This window comes from Chryseobacterium metallicongregator (assembly GCF_031324065.1).
GTDB classification, from domain to species: domain Bacteria; phylum Bacteroidota; class Bacteroidia; order Flavobacteriales; family Weeksellaceae; genus Chryseobacterium; species Chryseobacterium metallicongregator.
In genome coordinates, this window is the sequence record NZ_JAVIXS010000001.1 from 584,690 (window position 1) to 602,467 (window position 17,778).

The 17,778-nt window shown below is 37.2% G+C and carries 19 protein-coding genes; 8 read left to right on the top strand and 11 right to left on the bottom strand.

All coding sequences use genetic code 11. The annotated features are described in order from the left end of the window. Window positions 1-245 precede the first annotated feature (245 nt). The 8 genes from REB14_RS02665 to tpx all read right to left on the bottom strand — a co-directional run bounded on the left by REB14_RS02665 (window position 246) and on the right by tpx (window position 6,348). Entirely contained in the window at window positions 246-1,457 is a 1,212-nt protein-coding gene (locus REB14_RS02665) for a DUF763 domain-containing protein (RefSeq protein ID WP_309521425.1), read from the bottom strand. Between the two features lie 63 nt (window positions 1,458-1,520). After that, on the bottom strand, window positions 1,521-2,651 hold the full coding sequence (locus REB14_RS02670) for an FAD-dependent oxidoreductase (RefSeq protein WP_309521426.1): 1,131 nt from the start codon (window positions 2,649-2,651) through the stop codon (window positions 1,521-1,523). A gap of 49 nt (window positions 2,652-2,700) precedes the next feature. Next, window positions 2,701-3,534: a helix-turn-helix domain-containing protein gene (locus REB14_RS02675; protein ID WP_079242159.1), complete on the bottom strand. Its 834-nt coding sequence runs from the start codon at window positions 3,532-3,534 to the stop codon at window positions 2,701-2,703. A 36-nt stretch (window positions 3,535-3,570) separates the two neighbouring features. Then, window positions 3,571-3,975: a glyoxalase superfamily protein gene (locus REB14_RS02680; RefSeq protein WP_309521427.1), complete on the bottom strand. Its 405-nt coding sequence runs from the start codon at window positions 3,973-3,975 to the stop codon at window positions 3,571-3,573. An 11-nt stretch (window positions 3,976-3,986) separates the two neighbouring features. Next, a complete protein-coding gene (locus REB14_RS02685) occupies window positions 3,987-4,334 on the bottom strand; it encodes a VOC family protein (protein WP_079242161.1) in 348 nt (115 codons plus the stop codon). An 86-nt stretch (window positions 4,335-4,420) separates the two neighbouring features. Continuing rightward, window positions 4,421-5,110: an alpha/beta hydrolase gene (locus REB14_RS02690; protein WP_309521428.1), complete on the bottom strand. Its 690-nt coding sequence runs from the start codon at window positions 5,108-5,110 to the stop codon at window positions 4,421-4,423. 77 nt (window positions 5,111-5,187) lie between these two features. Further along, window positions 5,188-5,763 carry a Crp/Fnr family transcriptional regulator gene (locus tag REB14_RS02695; RefSeq protein WP_079242163.1) on the bottom strand — a complete coding sequence of 192 codons (576 nt, stop codon included), beginning with the start codon at window positions 5,761-5,763 and terminating at the stop codon, window positions 5,188-5,190. Window positions 5,764-5,847: 84 nt separating this feature from the next. Beyond that, entirely contained in the window at window positions 5,848-6,348 is a 501-nt protein-coding gene (tpx, locus tag REB14_RS02700; RefSeq protein WP_079242164.1) for a thiol peroxidase, read from the bottom strand. Between the two features lie 356 nt (window positions 6,349-6,704). Between tpx and REB14_RS02705 the strand changes: the two genes are divergently transcribed. Continuing rightward, on the top strand, window positions 6,705-8,924 hold the full coding sequence (locus REB14_RS02705) for an NADP-dependent isocitrate dehydrogenase (protein WP_309521429.1): 2,220 nt from the start codon (window positions 6,705-6,707) through the stop codon (window positions 8,922-8,924). Window positions 8,925-9,126: 202 nt separating this feature from the next. On the opposite strand, the gene REB14_RS02710 is transcribed toward REB14_RS02705, so the two are convergent. Continuing rightward, the gene (locus tag REB14_RS02710; RefSeq protein ID WP_047377604.1) at window positions 9,127-9,462 is read right to left on the bottom strand and encodes a winged helix-turn-helix transcriptional regulator; all 336 of its coding nucleotides are present in this window, start codon (window positions 9,460-9,462) and stop codon (window positions 9,127-9,129) included. A 101-nt stretch (window positions 9,463-9,563) separates the two neighbouring features. Here REB14_RS02710 and REB14_RS02715 point away from each other — a divergent pair, with 101 nt between their 5' ends. From REB14_RS02715 to REB14_RS02745, 7 genes are all read left to right on the top strand, one after another. Further along, the gene (locus REB14_RS02715; RefSeq protein ID WP_167595392.1) at window positions 9,564-10,310 is read left to right on the top strand and encodes an SDR family oxidoreductase; all 747 of its coding nucleotides are present in this window, start codon (window positions 9,564-9,566) and stop codon (window positions 10,308-10,310) included. Between the two features lie 243 nt (window positions 10,311-10,553). Further along, window positions 10,554-11,453 (top strand): heme-binding domain-containing protein, encoded by a 900-nt coding sequence (locus REB14_RS02720; protein ID WP_309521430.1) that lies wholly within the window; start codon window positions 10,554-10,556, stop codon window positions 11,451-11,453. After that, entirely contained in the window at window positions 11,450-11,893 is a 444-nt protein-coding gene (locus tag REB14_RS02725) for a hypothetical protein (protein WP_309521431.1), read from the top strand. Before REB14_RS02720 ends, REB14_RS02725 begins: the two co-directional genes overlap by 4 nt. An 80-nt stretch (window positions 11,894-11,973) precedes the next feature. Then, window positions 11,974-12,987, top strand: coding sequence for a sensor histidine kinase (locus REB14_RS02730; protein WP_309521432.1), 1,014 nt, complete (start codon window positions 11,974-11,976; stop codon window positions 12,985-12,987). Beyond that, on the top strand, window positions 12,968-13,726 hold the full coding sequence (locus REB14_RS02735) for a LytR/AlgR family response regulator transcription factor (RefSeq protein WP_079242169.1): 759 nt from the start codon (window positions 12,968-12,970) through the stop codon (window positions 13,724-13,726). Before REB14_RS02730 ends, REB14_RS02735 begins: the two co-directional genes overlap by 20 nt. Window positions 13,727-14,062: 336 nt before the next feature. Then, window positions 14,063-14,839, top strand: coding sequence for a DUF1223 domain-containing protein (locus REB14_RS02740; RefSeq protein WP_309521433.1), 777 nt, complete (start codon window positions 14,063-14,065; stop codon window positions 14,837-14,839). Window positions 14,840-14,878: 39 nt separating this feature from the next. Further along, complete coding sequence (locus REB14_RS02745; protein ID WP_309521434.1) at window positions 14,879-15,271, top strand: DoxX family protein; 393 nt, start codon at window positions 14,879-14,881, stop codon at window positions 15,269-15,271. Between the two features lie 354 nt (window positions 15,272-15,625). Here the strand turns inward: REB14_RS02745 and REB14_RS02750 are convergent, their stop codons facing one another. Together REB14_RS02750 and REB14_RS02755 are read right to left on the bottom strand one after the other, a co-directional pair. Next, the gene (locus REB14_RS02750; RefSeq protein ID WP_079242172.1) at window positions 15,626-16,618 is read right to left on the bottom strand and encodes an MBL fold metallo-hydrolase; all 993 of its coding nucleotides are present in this window, start codon (window positions 16,616-16,618) and stop codon (window positions 15,626-15,628) included. Window positions 16,619-16,703: 85 nt separating this feature from the next. Continuing rightward, on the bottom strand, window positions 16,704-17,705 hold the full coding sequence (locus tag REB14_RS02755) for an aldo/keto reductase (RefSeq protein WP_079242173.1): 1,002 nt from the start codon (window positions 17,703-17,705) through the stop codon (window positions 16,704-16,706). Between the last annotated feature and the right edge of the window lie 73 nt (window positions 17,706-17,778).

A 17,778-nucleotide genomic window follows, 5' to 3' on the forward strand; every position in this document is an offset into this window, starting at 1 on the left:
TTTTTAAGTCTTTAAAAGTAAAATTTTTAATTGAATTAGAAGTAAAAAACATTAAACAAAGAATATAATATCTTTATAAAAAGCCATGTATTACACTATAATAAATACTATTTTAAGACCAAATATTTTTAAACAGTCATTTTAAAACCACCCCGTCAAAAATTCTTTGAATTCTTGCCACCCTTCCGGAGGATGGGAATGGTAAAACATTTAGTTGACGGTAATAGAATGATAAAACTTTTTCTTTAAAATAAAGAAAGCTGGATCGCTTTTGGAGGATTAGGTTTCTGGGCATCTCCAAATACAGTTTTTCCACCTAAACGCCATGAGTTTTGTCTTTCTTCTTCAATGACCTGCTGGATATCAAAATCCGGTGTAAAGTCTTTTTCTGCTTCAGTGACAATCTGGTGAAGCTTGTTTAAAGAGTTTAATTTATCAGAATTTCCCAGTTTGGACTTTTCTATTCCTTTTCTGAGAATGCTGATACTTTCATCATAAGTATTAATCGGAACAGGGAAAGGATGTCCGTCTTTACCGCCATGAGCAAAGGAAAACCTTGCCGGATCAGCAAATCTTGAAGGCGCTCCGTGAATCACTTCACTTACCAAAGCTAATGACTGCATGGTTCTTGGTCCTACTCCTTCCAACATCAGCAAGTCTTCAAAATTCTGAGGCTGCTGTTCTCTGGTAACGTATAAAAGTGCTCCCAATCGTTTCAAATCTACATCAGAAGCCTGAACATCATGATGAGCAGGAAGAATCAGTCTTGCAAAATCCTTCATAATCTCAGCCGAATCGGTATGGGAAATATCCAGAATGCCTTTTCTGTTTTCTGAAGCTTCGGTATCAGTAAGGTTAAGAATTCGACCTCTTGAAATTCCATTGATTCCTGTGTGAGGTTTTTCTACAAATGAAGTGATGTTTTCGGAATGCCAGTGATATCTTCTTGCTGTTCCATCAGATTCATGCATTCCCTGTTGAATGACGCTCCAGTTTCCGTTATCTGACAGAATAAAATTGTGCAGATATAGTTGATAACCATCCTGAATGGCTGTATTATCTACTTTTGCAGAAAGTTTGCTGGCTCTTACAAGATCTGTCCCGTTCAATCCGGTTTTATCTGCAATCCTGATCAGTTCTGATGGAGTCTCACGGGAGAATTTCCCTTTTCCACCACAGATATAAAGTCCCAGAGATTGTGAATTAGGGTTAATAGAACGTTTCAATGCTCCCATAACGGAAGTGGTAATTCCTGAAGAATGCCAGTCCATCCCCATCACCGCACCAAAACTTTGAAACCAGAATGGATCTGCTAATCGACGCAAAACCTCATCTTTACCGTAATCCATCAGAATAACTTCAATAATGGACAGTCCCAGAACAGACATACGCTCATACAACCATGGCGGTACTTTTCCATAGTGAAGAGGTAAATCTGCTGTTCCTGAACGTTTCATTCTACTATTAAAATGTAAAGGTAAGTTTTATTCCCCTTATTTTTTAATGATCCGAATCATTAATTATTGGATAAGGCTTGTAAAGGAGAAATTGACATCACGCATTTCCAGTTCATTTTTGCTGGATTCCAGCTGTGCTTCTCCAGCATAAAGAAACATCTCTTTTTCGTAAGCGTTAATGGCTTCGGATATAGTTTGATAGGCTCCTTCAGTTAAATTCTCCGATAAAATTAAAGCATCCATCAGTCCGCTGTTCACTCCCTGTCCTGCAAAAGGAGGCATAAGATGAGCAGCATCCCCAATCAGGGTTACAGGTAAAGGGCGATTATTTTTCCAGGGTTTGTCTAATGGAATTTTCCTTGTCGGCAACCCTACAAAAAAAGAAGTTGAAAGAAATAACTGCTGATACAGCTCATTCCATGAAGACAATCTTTCAGAAAGAAACTGGCGTACCTGTTCCGTATCTTTAAAATCCAAATTACAGCCCTCTTTCCATTCCTCAGGCTTTTTGAATATGACTCCATACGTCAAAGCTCCGTTATTATAAGGATTGGCTACCAATAAATTTTCTTCAAACGCGGCCATTGGTCTTTTCCCCTCACACCAGTTGAAAAATTCGGGACAAGCTTTTTCAGGCTGTGGAACATCTCCCTGAATGATAAAAGTTCCGGTTTCTTCCACTTCTGCTTCCGTGGCGTATTTTCTTACTTTGGACATTCCACCATTGGCACCAATAACAAGATCCGCAGTCACATCAGGTTTATCTTTAAAATGAAGCAGCCATTTTCCGTCATGTTCTTCCATTCCGGTAAAATTCATTTCCCAGATTACGGTATCATCTGCCAGACTGCCAAGCAGTATTTCTCTCAGATGATTTCTGTTAATTTCAGGATTTTCATATTGATTTTCGGGAGTAATTTCTTTTGTAAACAGAACATTTCCCTGTTCATCGGATATTTTTATTCCCATAGGTAAGGCTGTAGCATAATATTGATCCAACAGACCCGCTTTTTTAATGGCTTTCTGTCCTGATTCTTTATGAAGATCCAATGTACCGCCCCAGACTCTTGTCTGTGCATTCAGATCTCTTTCATAAACATTTACTTCAACGCCTTTTTGCTGTAATAAGACTGCCATGGTTAAACCCACTGGGCCTGCGCCGATGATGGCTACTTTTTTATGATTCAGTACCATAATTTTGTGATGTATTTATTATGTCACAAAATTCAGGAATGCAGTTGTATCATGCTTGTACAAATGCGACAAAATCATTGCTTATCGCTTGTTTTCTTTTTCTTGCTTCTCTTGCAAAAGCTGCGGGTGTAGAACCGCTGTATCGTTTAAATTCTCTGCTTAAGTGAGATTGATCGGTGTATCCAAATTCCTGTGCGAGTGCCGCAATAGAAGTTTCAGGAGCATCCCATAAGCGGTTTCTTATCTGTTCAAAACGCATAATTCCGGATACATCTTTTACAGTGTGTCCCGAAGACTGTTTGAATTTTCTTTCTAATGTCCGAACTGTTGTATGAGCAGAATCAGCAACTTGATTTACTGGAATAGCTCCGTAATTTTTTCTCATAGCCGCACCGGCTTTGAAAAGCAGGCTGTCTATGGTAATCTGTGAGTGTAATTTCAGAAAATATTGTTCTACCTGAAAGATAGCGTCCTCTATTTTTCCCCTAGTAATAAAGTCATTCAAGGCAGATTGAAGCTGTGCAACGGGATGTTCAAACCTATGAACTCCGTTTTCTGTTTTTTCTGATGAAAGTCCCAATAAGTCAAAAACTGCCCATGGAAAACACCTGATTCCGATGATTTCCAATTGATTTTGAGCATGAAAAAGAGCAGGCTGATTGAGTAATCCCATGATAAACGGAGAAGGTAAAGCCTGCAAAATTCCCTGATGAGAAATACTGCATCCGCTGCCAAAGTGAAAGATAATTTCGGCATAACCATCCGGCAGTACTGTAAATTCTGACAGTTCTTCTCCATAATCTCTTCTGTTATACCAAAAACATTTTATGGTATCCCGGAGTTCTTCCGGGACTTCAAATTCCTGATGTATATTTGAAAACATAATTTACTAAAAATCAGTTATGTTGTTTGAGTGGAATCATTCATGTGAATACAATTGCAGGTCTTTGTGTTTTGCCTCATCATATTCTTCTTCGAAAGTGATTGTATTCCCAAAAGGATCAGTTACCGTAAAGGATACAGCGCCATAAAACGTTTTTTCGAGTCCCGGACGGTTGTATTTATATTTTTTTTCAATCAGTTCCTTATGATATTCCGGAACGCCTTCACCCCAGATCGACACCTTTGTTCCAGGTGTTCCATCCCCATGATGTTCACTTAAATGGAAAATGATATTCTCTTTTTTCACTTCCATATAAACAGGTGTATTTTCATCAAAATAATGTTCCCATACAATTTCAAATCCCAGCCAGTCTACATAAAATTCTTTTGTTTTCCGATAATCGAAAATTCTTAATACAGGAATAATTCTATCTGCTTTCATTGTACTTTTATTTATTGGTGAGACAGTATATTAATCAGTTTCTGAAATGGATCTTTAACGAAAAATCTGCGGACTCCCCAGTCTTCATTGGTGAGTTCGTAAGTGATTTCAAAGCCGGCATTTTTCATTTTGTCAAAGACTTCATCCACATTATCTACTTCAATGGAAAGATCAGGAACTTCTGTATCGTTTCCTCCCTGTTCAGCAAAACTGATCTGAACTTTTGCCTCCTCGTTATTACCCAATGTTTTGATCCATCCATGATCCATCAAAACATCCAGTTCCAGAATATCCTGATAAAACTGATTGGCTCTGGAAAGATCACTTGTATTGATATTGGCTACTATTCTTTTTACCATTTCTAAAGTATTTTTTCATTAAAAAAAGCCTTGTGAAATTACGTAAAATTCACAAGGCTTAATCAATTATTGTACTGTATTTTGTATTAAACGGAAGCAGCTGCCTCTAAAATTAATTGAGTAACTTCTTCCGGATGTGATGCCAATGAAGCGTGTCCTGCATCTAAAGAGATTATTTTCTTCGGTTCAAGGCGTTCTGCCATTTCTTTTTCTGTTTCTGCAGGGATCATACGATCCTGCAAAGAGATCTGATACCAACTTGGGCGCATTTTCCATGCCGGTTCACCTGCTACATCACCAAAACATTGTCCGTGAATAGGTTTTTGTGATAATGACATTACCAAAGCTTTTTCATCGTCTAAGTCCTGACAGAAAACAGATTTAAATTCATCATATTTAATCCATAAAAAACCTTTGTTATCAGGATAAATACTTGCTCCACCTGGAGATTCTCTTCTTCCTAACAGAGATCCCAGACTGTCTCCTGCATCTGGCGCGAAAGCCGCAATATAAACCAGCCCTGCAACTTTATCATGATGTCCGGCTCCTGAAATAACGGCACCACCATAAGAGTGTCCTACCAGAAGTACTTTCCCTTCCTGGGCATCAATAAGATCTTTTGTCTTGTTAATATCGTCCTGTAACGATGTTAATGGATTCTGAACACTTCTTACTTTATACCCTGCTTTTGTCAGTGAAGGGATAATGTACTGCCAGTGTGATCCGTCTCCCCATGCTCCGTGTACCAAAATAATGGTTAAATCTTTTTGTTCCATAATGATTGTGTTAAAATTTGATGATGTTTGATGATGATAAAGCTACGGTTTAAAACATCAGTGAACGTTAACTTAAGTTAATTAACGATACGGCTTCTGATACGGCTGAGTGACTGTTCTGTTACGCCAAGGTAACTGGCAATGTGTTTCTGGGCAATTTTCTGAAAGAGTGCAGGCTGTTTTTTAACTAAATTGAGATATCTGTTTTCTGGGGAAAAGCATAAAAGATCATCGATTCGTTTTTTGGCATCCAGATAGATCTTTTCACTCATCATTCTCCCGAATTGCTGCCAGTAAGCTTCTTTCTTGTATAAATCCTGCAGACTATCTTTACTCAGCAGTAAAATTTCACAGTTTTCCAGCGCCTGAATATTCATATTAGATACAGTATCGCAGAGAATACTTTCATAATCTGTAAAAAATTCATTCTCAAAATAGAATCCGAAATTGATTTCACGTCCCTGATCGTTGATGTAAAAAGATCTGATGGTTCCTTTTTTAATAAAGCCCAGATACTTGCATTTTTCACCTTGTTTCAGAAAAAAATCAGATTTTAAAAGTTTTGTATCGTGAAGTAAAGTGTAGAATTCTTCAAAGTGATCTGAATCTACCTGAAAAAGTTCTCCATATTTCTTATAATTATTTGACGTCATTTGGTGTGATTTGATTAGGTGTTATATTCAAAAAAAGCCTCGCAAAATTTACATTCACAAGGCTTTTCTACAAAAATTATTTTATTATTTCAATGCTGCCAGAGCGGCATCATAATTAGGTTCATTGGCAATTTCCGGAACCTGCTCTGTATAAACTACTTTATTGTTTTCGTCTGTTACAATCACGGCACGGCTCAATAATCCTTTCATAGGAGAGTCTGCGATAGTCACTTCATAATCATCTCCAAAACTGCTTCTGAAGTCTGAAAGTGTTTCCACATTATTCAATCCTTCAGCTGCACAGAATCTTCCTAATGCGAATGGAAGGTCTTTAGAAACATTGATGATAACCGTATTATCAAGTTTTGAAGCCTCTTCATTGAATTTTCTGGAAGAAGCAGCACAGGTAGGTGTATCAATGCTTGGGAAAATATTGAATACTTTTTTCTTTCCTGCAAAAGTTTCAAGAGTTTTTACAGCCAGCCCTGAATCTACCAGTGTAAAGTCTTTTACTGTAGTTCCTACTGATGGCAATGTTCCTATTGTGTGTACTTCGTTTCCTTTTAAAGTGATTGTCGTGGACATAATATTATTTTTAAAGTTTTTCAAATTTAATCAAAAAAGAAAATTTTATCCGTTTTATTATGGTTAAATTAATCTTAAAGTGAAAATAAAATTTATCCATTTGATAATCAAGTTTCCAAACAAAAGTTCACTATTTCCATACTCTAAAAAATGAAGATTTTATGGGCAAAAAGTTCAGCTTATGAAAATTGTAAAATTGTTTTTAAAATAATTATGAAAGGAAGTGAAGCATAAATTATACAGATATAAAATTAAAGAGTCAAAAGCGTGTTTTTTTTATGGAAATATCTTAAATAAAACAATGATATTTACTAAATTTGTGGGACTTAAAATTTCAAATAAAAAATAACAGTATAATGTCAGAAAAATCAAAAATCTATTACACACTTACTGATGAAGCTCCAATGCTGGCTACTCACTCGTTTTTACCTATCGTAAAAGCTTTCACAAAATCAGCAGATATCGAAATTGCAGTTCCGGATATTTCTCTGGCAGGAAGAATTTTAGCTAACTTCCCTGAGTTTTTAAAAGACGATCAAAAAATCGGTGATGCTTTGGCAGAATTAGGAGAATTGGCAACACAACCTGATGCAAACATCATTAAGTTACCTAACATTTCTGCTTCTGTACCTCAATTGGATGCAGCTATTGCTGAATTACAAGGTAAAGGTTTCGCAGTTCCAAACTATCCTGCAGAGCCTAAAAATGACGAAGAAAAAGCAATCAAAGCTAAATATGCGAAAGTATTAGGAAGTGCTGTAAACCCTGTATTAAGAGAAGGAAACTCTGACAGACGTGCTCCAAAAGCTGTTAAAAACTATGCAAAAGCAAACCCTCACAGAATGGGTAACTGGGCATCTGACAGCAAAACTGACGTAGCTCACATGAACAATGGTGATTTCTACGGTACAGAAACTTCTACAACATTAGAAAATGCTACAAAATACAGAATCGTATTCAAAGGAAACGACGGTTCTGAATCTGTATTAAAAGATTTCGCTGGTCTTCAGGCTGGTGAAGTAATTGATTCTTCTGTAATGAACTTAAATGCATTAAGAGTATTTGTTCAGGAAGCAATCGAGGAAGCTAAGAAAAGAAATGTACTTCTTTCTGCCCACCTTAAAGCGACAATGATGAAAATCTCTGACCCAATCATTTTCGGGGCTATCGTTGAGACTTTCTTCAAAGAAGTATTTACTAAATATGCTGAGACTTTCAAGTCTTTAGATATCAATCCAAACAACGGTCTTGCTGATCTTTTTGACAAAATCAAAGGAAATGCTCAGGAAGCTGACATCAAAGCTGATATTGAAAAAGCGTTAGCTGAAGGACCTAGAGTGGCAATGGTAAATTCTGACAAAGGAATTACTAACTTCCATGTACCTTCTGATATTATCGTTGACGCATCTATGGCCGCTCTTGTAAGAGGCGGAGGCAAAATGTGGAACAAAGAAGGAAATGAGGAGGATACTGTTTGTATCATTCCAGACCGTTCTTACGCAGGTTTCTACCAGTCTGTAATTGATGATATGAAAGCGCACGGAAAATTAGACCCTACCACAATGGGATCTGTTCCAAACGTAGGTTTAATGGCTCAAAAAGCTGAAGAATACGGATCTCATGATAAAACTTTCCAATTAACTGCTGACGGAACTGTAGAAGTTCAGGATGAGGCTGGAAACGTTCTTCTTTCTCAGAAAGTAGAGAAAGATGACATCTTCAGAATGTGTCAGACTAAAGATGCACCTATCCAGGACTGGGTAAAATTGGCGGTTAACAGATCAAGGTTATCTGATACTCCTGCGATCTTCTGGTTAGACAAAGGAAGAGCTCACGACAGAGAAATTATCAAAAAAGTAGAAAAATATCTTGCTGATCACGATACAGCAGGTCTTGACATCAGAATCCTTGATGTAAAAGATGCTATGACTGAAACGTTGAAGAGAGCAAGAGAAGGTAAAGATACCATCTCTGTTTCCGGAAACGTATTAAGAGATTATTTAACAGACCTTTTCCCAATCCTTGAACTTGGTACTTCTGCAAAAATGCTTTCTATTGTTCCATTAATGAACGGTGGTGGTTTATTTGAAACTGGTGCCGGAGGTTCTGCTCCAAAACACGTTGAGCAGTTCTTAGAAGAAGGATATTTAAGATGGGATTCTCTTGGTGAATTCTTAGCACTTCAGGCTTCTTTAGAGCACCTTGCACAAACTCAGGGGAACACGAAATCTCAGGTTCTAGCTGACGCATTGGATGAGGCTAATGCTAAATTCTTAGCTACAGACAAATCTCCTGCAAGAAAAGTAGGTCAGATTGATAACAGAGGTTCTCACTTCTATTTAGCAATGTACTGGGCTGAAGCGTTAGCTAACCAGACTGCAGATGCTGAATTAGCAGCTCAGTTTGCTCCGGTTGCACAGGCAATGCAGGAAAATGAAGAGGTAATCAATGCTGAATTAATTGGTGCTCAGGGTAAACCTCAGAACATTGAAGGATACTACAAAACTGATACGTATAAAACGTATGCAGCCATGAGACCTAGTACAGTTTTAAATGAAATCATTGACGGAATCTAATTTTCGTTCTGATATACAATTAAAAGCTCCTTTTTTAAGGAGTTTTTTTTGTGGATATCATCTCCATGTTAAAACCACCCCGTCAAAAATTCTTTGAATTTTTGCCACCCCTCCGAAAGAGGGGAATACTGAACACATACTTACTCATCAAAGTCCAGCGCTCCCTAATCCCTAATCCCTAATCCCTAATCCCTACAACCCGCTACCTATCCTCCACAATCACTCTCCTATGCTCTCTCCCCCAGTTGATCATTTCCTGGATGATATTTCCAAAAGTCCGGCAGTATTCTGTAGGTTCGTATTCTATTAAAACAGGAGTTTCCGGATAAACGGTGCGTTTTAGCAGTTTATTCAGTTCCATATCTTTCAGTTCTTTTGAAAGCATTCTGGTAGTGATTCCAGGAATACTTCGTTCAATCTCTCTGAAACGTCTGTTTCCGTTACACAGTGAATTGATCACAGGAATCCTCCATTTTCCTCCAATGAAATAAAGGGTATCCTGCAGGGCTCTAAGTTCTTCTGTCTGATCTCTTTCCATAGTTGCAAAGTTAAGTGATATCATTCGTTATACTGGTATACTCTGTGATACTGGTTACAAAAGTATACCATTTTGAAATAACTTTGTCAAAAAATTTTACAATGAAAAAATTAACCCATAAACTGGCTATCGTAACAGGAGGAAACAGCGGAATCGGATTCGCTGCCGCTAAAGGACTCATTTCAGAAGGAGCAACCGTAATCATCACCGGAAGACGGAAAGAAGCTGTAGAAAAAGCAGCTCAGGAGCTTGGAGCAATCCCTTTCATCGCAGATCAGGCTAATCTTGATGATATTGATCTGTTGAAGAAAGAAGTAGAGAAAAAGTTCGGTAAGGCAGATATTCTGTTTATCAATGCAGGAATAACCGGAACTCTGACACCTATTGAAAATATGGATGTTGAAAATTTTGATCAGGTGATGAACATCAATTTCAGGGGAGCCTATTTTACGCTAAGCAAATTCATTCCTTTATTGAATGATGGAGCATCTGTTATCTTTTTATCTTCTATTGTTGCTTCTACCTATAAGCCGAACAGTTCTGCTTATCAGGCAAGCAAAGCCGCGTTGAATTCCATTGCCAAAACAGCAGCAGCAGAATTAGCTCCCAGAAAAATCAGAGTGAATATGATAAGCCCCGGTCCTATACAAACCGAAATTATGAACAAAGCTGGATTGGATGAAGAAACCTTAAAAAATCTTACCAGCCATCTTATTGCCCAGATTCCGTTGAAGAAAATGGGGACAGCTGAAGAAGTTGCAAAGCTGGTTACTTATTTATCAGATAACGAATCTTCCGGGTATATCACCGGAACTGAAATTATAATAGACGGTGGTATTACTTTATAAACTACAGTCTTCATCAAATCCCGGTAAAACAATTGCCGGGATTTTTCATGTGTATTTTCGGGGTTAAAAATTCAGGATTCGCCTTTTGATTTGTCCGGATCAGCCTGTTTTCCGTTTCACAACATACAATACCCACCTACTTTTGATCCAGAAAAATAAAACAATACTCATTATGGATATCGTAAAGAAAAAAAAAATCCCATTGCCATTGTCTTTCTGGCTATACTAGGAATCTTCGGAGGGTTGCAGCTATTCAGCAGACCTTTGGAAGGGAAGCCGGTTACAGGAAAGATTGAAGCCCCAAGGGAAGTGATAAGTATTCTTGAAAACTCATGTTTCAGCTGTCATTCCAATCAGCAGAATTTAAGCTGGTATGATAAAATAGCTCCTGTTTCATGGGCTGTGAATAAAGATATTAAAAGAGCCAGAGAAGTCCTGAACTTTTCAGAATGGGGAAAATCTCCTGCTGAAAATCAAGGAAAAATGTACGCCATTCTCAATATGATGCAAAGCGGAAAAATGCCTCTTCATGAATACACGCTGCTGCACCCTTCTGCTAAAATAACAGAAAAAGATATTGAAACAATTAAAAAATATACGCTTTCACTATCCTCAGTACAGCCATCAGCTCAAACAAAGATGAAAACACCTCAAACTGTATCAACTCCAGCATCAGCAAAGTTTCCGGTTTCTCCCAATGGAGTTCAATACACTCCTGATTTTAAAAACTGGAAGGTCATCAGCATGAGTACTCTTTTTGATAATTCTATCCGTGTAATTTATGGAAATGATATTGCTGTGAAAGCCGTGGAAACAGAAAACTTTCATCCATGGCCAGATGGAAGTATAGTCGTAAAATCGGTATGGAAACAACAGGAATTTCCTAACGGAGAAATCAGACCCGGGAAATTTATCAATGCACAGTTTATGGTAAAAGATTCTAAGCAATATCAAGATACTGAGGGTTGGGGATTTGCAAAATTCTCCGGAGAAGATCTCCATCCAACAGGAAAAACAGCATCTTTCGCCAAAGAATCATGTATTGCCTGTCACAGACAATTGGCTGAAAAAACAGGTTATCTGTTTGATGTTCCGATGAAAGTCAATACCCAAAGATTAATCCAAAATTTACAGAAAAAATGAAAAATACGATCTTCATCTTACTGGTAAGTCTTATTGCTATTACCGCTTGCAGCAAAAAAAACAATGATACAAATAATGGTCTTTCGAGGATTGTTTTTGATCCTGGCCATCTGAAATTCATCTCCAACTCTTTAAACCCTAAGAACAAAACCATGTTGGCTTTATATGGAAATGAAAAAGCTTTGGAAGCTTTATCAAAGGAAAGCCAGACCCCTGAAGCAGGTGCTGTCATGAAACTGGTAACCTGGAAATATCATGATAATCCTCAATACATTGGTGGAACCATCACCGGAGAATTGGTAAGTATTGAAACTGTTCAGGCTGACAATGCCGGAAACGTTTCTTATGATCTTAAAAATGATCTTTCACAAAACAGTCCTCTCAATAAAAAAGAAAGAGTACAGTATTTTATGAGTTACCGCCCTGCAAGCAGGCCTTAATAAAAAACTACAGTTTCACTATTTATCATAATATTTTAAATAAAAAAGATTAATTTAACCTTTTCAAATCAGCAGATTTCATGCAACAGCAAAAAATTAAAATCTCACAATCCATTATCTGGATAAGCTCCATTTTCCTGGGTATTTTATCATCCGTACCTCAGCTGGCATCCCATCAATTCAACTGGAAAGAAGCCGTGGTAAACTCAGCCATTACAGCAGCATTTTCTGTGATCATGTGGTACATTAATATTTATATGCTGAACCGCACGAAAAAACGAAGACAGCATATTTCTTATTCGAGACTGATGGTGGTACTCGCTTTTGGGATGGTAATTATGTTTGGTCTGGCATGGATTCAACAGCTGATTCTCTCCCATATTAATTTTGGTCCGGTGATGCTGATGATTGAGGTAAGAGGAATTCTGATCAATCTGGTGTGCTATATGTTCCTGAACCTACTTCAGAATAATTACACAGGACAACAGGTACAGCTTGAACTGGAAAAGGTAAAAAGCGATAATTTAGGAGCTCAGTATGAATTGTTAAAGCAGCAGATCAATCCACACTTTCTGTTCAACAGTCTGAATACGTTAAAACTAATGGCCGAAACGCGTGATGAAGAAACTGTTGATTTTATTGTAAAACTATCTGATTTTTACAGATTTACTCTTGAAAGCAGAAAACTGGATTTAATCAGCGTTCAGGAAGAAATGAGAATAGTAGATTCTTATCTGTTTCTTCAGAAAGCCCGTTTTGGAGAAGGAATTAAGTTTACCAACGAGCTTGGAACAGAAACCGCTCAAACTCTTATTCCTCCTTTTACGCTTCAGCTTTTGGTGGAGAACTGTATCAAACATAATATTGTTTCGCAGAGCAGAGCATTACATATTAAAATTTATACTGCTGATAATCATATTGTGATCGAAAATCCTATCCAGCGAAAAGTAAACCCCGAAGATTCTTTGGGAGTTGGGCTGGACAACATTAAAATGCGCTATAAACACTTGCTGGAAAAAGATATCATCATTAATTCAGACGAAAAAACGTTTCAGATAAAACTACCATTAATCCATGAATATAATCATTATTGAAGATGAATTCCGGGCAGCGAAATCTCTTCAGAATTTAATCTCAGACCTAAAACCGGACTCAAAAATACTGGGTGTTTATGACAGTATTGAAACAAGTATTGAAGGCTTAAAGGAAATCAAACCTGATCTTATTTTTATGGATATCCATCTTTCGGACGGACTTTCCTTTGAAATTTTCAAATCGGTTGATATTACCTGCCCTGTGGTTTTTTGTACTGCTTTTGATCAGTATATGCTGGATGCTTTTAAAAGTAAGGGAGTTGACTATGTTTTAAAACCATTTTCAAAAGAAGATATTGCCGAAGCCCTGAGAAAAGTTGACGAACTGAAAAAATTCTTCCAGAAAAATGATCTTCCGGATCTGGAATCGATCATACAGAAAATGAATCAACCTACAGGTAAAAGCAGTTTTCTGGTTTTTAAAAATCAAAAATATACAACGATTCCTACAGAAGATATTGCCTATTTTTATATCCATAATGAGATTACTCATCTTGTTACGTTTGCCAAAGAGCAGTTTCCTCTTACCCAACCTTTGGGCCAGGTAGCAGAACAGGTTTCTGACAAGCAGTTCTTCAGGGTTAACCGCCAATATCTTGTTAATTTTAAAGCGATTAAGGAAATGGAACATTATTTTCAGCGTAAAATACTGGTAAAGCTTACCATTGAAACCCCTGAAAAACTTTTGATTAACAAAGAAAAGACCCATAGTTTTTTCACATGGCTGGAGGATAGGTAAAGGAGAAAGGAAGCTGGAGGTTGGATGCTGGAAGTACTTGAAGGCATTATGATCTATAAAAGTCTTATTTAAATAAATTATAGCCCTGATTGAGATGATCAGGGTTTTCTTTTGTTTTAATTTTTTAAGCTTCGTTGCTCATATTTTTACTATCAAAAAATATAAACATCAATTCCTCTTTGCACTCCAAAAACTTCCTTCCTCCCTCTTCCAGCATCCAGCCTTAAAATACTTCCCCTCACAATTTCCGGGTTCACCTCTTAATTTGTCCGGTTGAGCTTTTTTTGCATTTTTTTGCCTTTTCGAAGTATCTACTTTTGAATCAAATTAAATGACATGATACTAAAAAACTTAATCACAGTAAGCGCTTTCACAACATTACTATTTGCTACCTCAGCATTTATTCATCAAAATAAAGAACAAAAGACATCACAATCTCAAGCTTCTGAGAATAATGGATTTGCTGTTTTAGAACTTTTTACTTCAGAAGGCTGTTCAAGCTGCCCTCCTGCTGATGAGCTGATGGGAAAAATTGAAAAAGAATATAAGGACGAACCTGTATATCTACTCTCCTACCATGTGGATTACTGGAACCGCCTTGGATGGAAAGACCGATTCAGCAGCTCTGAAAACTCTCAACGACAACAGCAGTACAGTCGTATATTAAATTCACAGGTTTACACTCCACAGCTGGTAGTGAACGGAAAAACAGAATTTGTAGGTTCTGATGAAAACAATATCAAAAATGCTATTCAGAAAGCCTTGTTTGATACTAAAAAAACAAATGTAGAATTATCTGCAACCGTTTCTCAGAATGCAGTTAATGTTCATTACAAAGCACCCTCCACAGATCCTCAGAATATGCTTCTCATTAATCTGGTGGAAAAACATTCTTCTACCCAAGTAGGAAAAGGGGAAAATGAAGGACGCTATCTCCATCACTGGCAAATTGTTCATCAGCAAAACCAAATTTCACTGAATAAGCAACAGGAAGGAACGACGACACTCAAACTTCCGGAAGGTTTCTTACCGGAAAATTGGGAGGTCATAGCTTTTATTCAAAATCTAAAAACCGGAGCAATATCAGGTTCAGCAAAAACACCTATTAAATAACTTTCTACACAATATAATTATAACAAAAATAATACAACAATGAAAACAAAAACAACAAAAATCATCTATTGGGCAGGAGCCATTTTTATGTCACTTTGGTTTGGAGCTAGTGGTTTCTTTGAACTTACAAAAAATCCGGTTGTATGGGACATTACCCAACAGCTTGGCTATCCTCCTCATTTTATTTATATATTGGGTGTTTTTAAAATTGCAGGAGTTCTGGTTCTTCTTCTTCCCAATAGATTATTAAGACTGAAAGAATGGGTATTTGCAGGAATGTTCTTTGATATTCTCTTTGCTTTCTTTTCAAAAATAGCGGTACTTAGTTTTCTGTCTACAATAGATGCTATAGTCGCTTTTTCTGTGCTCACAATGACTTATCTGATGTTCAGAAAACTCTATTCTCCTGAATTGATATTCGGAGAGGCTTAATGATAAACTCTAATTTTTTCTTATGTTAAAACAGATCCTCTCGTTGCCCGGGAGGATCTGTTGTGTAAAGCTAATGATCAATAAGTTTTGGTTAAAACCGAATGAATAAATATCTATTAAAAAAGCGGACTAAAGTCCGCTTCTATTGATTGGATTATGCGCATGATTAACCATTCCGTTTAGTTAACCACCCCGTCAAAAATTCTTTGAATTTTTGCCACCCCTCCGGAGGAGGGGAATCCTAAGCTCCTCATTACTATTGATTGAGATCACTCGTTTCTATTTATCCCCCTAATCCCTAATCCCTAATCCCTAATCCCTAATCCCTAATCCCTACAACCTATTACCTATTACCTAATTCATAAAACTTTCCGGGAACCATTCAAATGCGCCGGATTTTGTTTTTGTAAATCCAAGTCCAGGCCATGGTAAATGACTGGCAAATGCTCTGGTCTTAGTTTCTGCCAACTGCTGAAGATTTTTTCTTCTTGAAGCGGTTGCAATATCCAGATCAGTGTCTCCGGAAAAACCCCAGTCAGGATGAGGAAAAAGAATGATATCAGAATGGATAAGGTCAGCAATATACAATAGCTTTTCATTCCCCGAAGATATTGTGGTAATGGTTAAACCTGGGGTATGACCGGGAGCCAGCTGAAAACTGAAATACTTATACAGTGGATTCTCAAAATCATAGAACTTCAGTTTCGGCTGAATGGTCTTTAATATGTTTTGAAGAGCAGGAATAATCTGATTGAGAACTTCAGGGTTATTTTTCAAAGCACTGTTATTAAAATCTTTAAGGGAAGCTTTCATCCAGAAATCATGTTCAATTTTTGAAATGAAAATATTGGCATTCGGAAAAACCAGATTCTGTTTTTTATCGATAACGCCCCCAATATGATCAGGATGTGCGTGAGAAATAAAAATATCGGTAATGTCTTTTGGAGAGAACCCTGCTTTTTGAAGGCTTTTTAGTAAAAATCCGGTTCTTTCATCAGCAAAATTCCCCATTCCGGCATCCATCATAATAAGCTTATCTTTTGTTTTAATCAAAAGGATATTCATCGCCAGATCAATATAATGATCCGGTCTGAAATGATCTTTAAGAATCGATTTCAGTTCCGAAACATTGGCTCTCGGAGCAAATGTGTTCACATTTTCTTCACGGATATACCCATCGGTAAGTACAAATAAATCAAGTTCTCCAAGCTTTAATTTTTTAAAACCGGAAAGATCATCTTCAGTTTTTTCAATAAAGGATTTCTTTTCTGCCATTAAACCGGAAAAAGGGATCATACTTAATGTTCCCGCTAATAATCCGTTCTTTAATAATTCTCTTCTGTTCATAGCTTAGCTCTGTTCATTTTAACTATCAAAACAAAAAACTGAGCTCCTTTCATGATCGGGAACTCAGTTTTTGTATTATAGTCTTTTAGTTATTGACCAATTTCATTGAACCTTCTGTATATCTTTCCCCTACGTTCGGGTATTTTTTCAGGATCGCATCAATGGTATCCAGATCTGATTGAGAAAGCTCAATATTGACAGCTGCAATATTTTCTTCAAGATATTTAATTCTTTTCGTACCAGGAATCGGGATAATATCGTCTCCCTGATTCAACACCCATGCCAGTGCAAGCTGAGTTCCTTTTACGCCTTTGGAAGCCGCCAACTCATTGATCTCATTAGCCAGTTTGGTATTATTTTCAAGATATTCCTGCTGGTAACGTGGTAATGATTTTCTAAAGTCATCATCACCCAAATTCTGCACCTCATAAATATTGGTAAAAAGACCTCTCGCCAACGGTGAGTAAGGAACTAAAGAAATTCCAAGCTCTCTGATGGTTGGTAAAATATCTTTTTCAACATCTTTCGTAAGGATGGAATATTCTGACTGTAATGCTGCAATAGGATGAATTTTGTTAGCTTTTCTGATGGATTCTGCAGACGCTTCAGATAATCCGATATATTTTACTTTTCCGGCTTTCACCAACTCAGCCATAGCACCTACGGTTTCTTCTACAGGAACATTAGGGTCTACTCTATGGGCATAATACAAGTCAATAGTATCGATCTTTAATCTTTGGAGGCTTAAATCTACGGCCTGTCTGATCCATTCCGGAGAACCGTCGAAATACGTTCCGGGAGCTCCACTGTGGCTTGCTTTACCATCTTTAAACCTGAATCCAAATTTGGTTGCAATAAAAATCTTATCTCTGTTTGGGACTAAAACTTTAGAGATCAGTTTTTCATTTTCTCCATTGGCATACATATCTGCTGTATCCCAAAAGTTTACTCCTAAGTCCAATGCTCTGTGCAGAGTATTGATACTTTCCTGCTCGTCTGTAGGACCATAAGCAAAGCTCATTCCCATACATCCTAAACCGATTGCTGATAACTGTTCTTCTGTGTTTCCTAATTTTTTAAATTTCATGATAGGTATGATTTAATTTTATATGACAAAATTAGAACATCCGGAAACCTGCCACGATATAGAATTCAAACTA

Excerpts from the sequence above, each read along its gene's own strand:
- REB14_RS02665 (WP_309521425.1), bottom strand. The coding sequence starts at position 1,457 with ATGAAACGTTCAGGAACAGCAGATTTACCTCTTCACTATGGAAAAGTA.
- REB14_RS02670 (WP_309521426.1), bottom strand. The coding sequence starts at position 2,651 with ATGGTACTGAATCATAAAAAAGTAGCCATCATCGGCGCAGGCCCAGTG.
- REB14_RS02675 (WP_079242159.1), bottom strand. The coding sequence starts at position 3,534 with ATGTTTTCAAATATACATCAGGAATTTGAAGTCCCGGAAGAACTCCGG.
- REB14_RS02680 (WP_309521427.1), bottom strand. The coding sequence starts at position 3,975 with ATGAAAGCAGATAGAATTATTCCTGTATTAAGAATTTTCGATTATCGG.
- REB14_RS02685 (WP_079242161.1), bottom strand. The coding sequence starts at position 4,334 with ATGGTAAAAAGAATAGTAGCCAATATCAATACAAGTGATCTTTCCAGA.
- REB14_RS02690 (WP_309521428.1), bottom strand. The coding sequence starts at position 5,110 with ATGGAACAAAAAGATTTAACCATTATTTTGGTACACGGAGCATGGGGA.
- REB14_RS02695 (WP_079242163.1), bottom strand. The coding sequence starts at position 5,763 with ATGACGTCAAATAATTATAAGAAATATGGAGAACTTTTTCAGGTAGAT.
- tpx (WP_079242164.1), bottom strand. The coding sequence starts at position 6,348 with ATGTCCACGACAATCACTTTAAAAGGAAACGAAGTACACACAATAGGA.
- REB14_RS02705 (WP_309521429.1), top strand. The coding sequence starts at position 6,705 with ATGTCAGAAAAATCAAAAATCTATTACACACTTACTGATGAAGCTCCA.
- REB14_RS02710 (WP_047377604.1), bottom strand. The coding sequence starts at position 9,462 with ATGGAAAGAGATCAGACAGAAGAACTTAGAGCCCTGCAGGATACCCTT.
- REB14_RS02715 (WP_167595392.1), top strand. The coding sequence starts at position 9,564 with ATGAAAAAATTAACCCATAAACTGGCTATCGTAACAGGAGGAAACAGC.
- REB14_RS02725 (WP_309521431.1), top strand. The coding sequence starts at position 11,450 with ATGAAAAATACGATCTTCATCTTACTGGTAAGTCTTATTGCTATTACC.
- REB14_RS02730 (WP_309521432.1), top strand. The coding sequence starts at position 11,974 with ATGCAACAGCAAAAAATTAAAATCTCACAATCCATTATCTGGATAAGC.
- REB14_RS02735 (WP_079242169.1), top strand. The coding sequence starts at position 12,968 with ATGAATATAATCATTATTGAAGATGAATTCCGGGCAGCGAAATCTCTT.
- REB14_RS02740 (WP_309521433.1), top strand. The coding sequence starts at position 14,063 with ATGATACTAAAAAACTTAATCACAGTAAGCGCTTTCACAACATTACTA.
- REB14_RS02745 (WP_309521434.1), top strand. The coding sequence starts at position 14,879 with ATGAAAACAAAAACAACAAAAATCATCTATTGGGCAGGAGCCATTTTT.
- REB14_RS02750 (WP_079242172.1), bottom strand. The coding sequence starts at position 16,618 with ATGAACAGAAGAGAATTATTAAAGAACGGATTATTAGCGGGAACATTA.
- REB14_RS02755 (WP_079242173.1), bottom strand. The coding sequence starts at position 17,705 with ATGAAATTTAAAAAATTAGGAAACACAGAAGAACAGTTATCAGCAATC.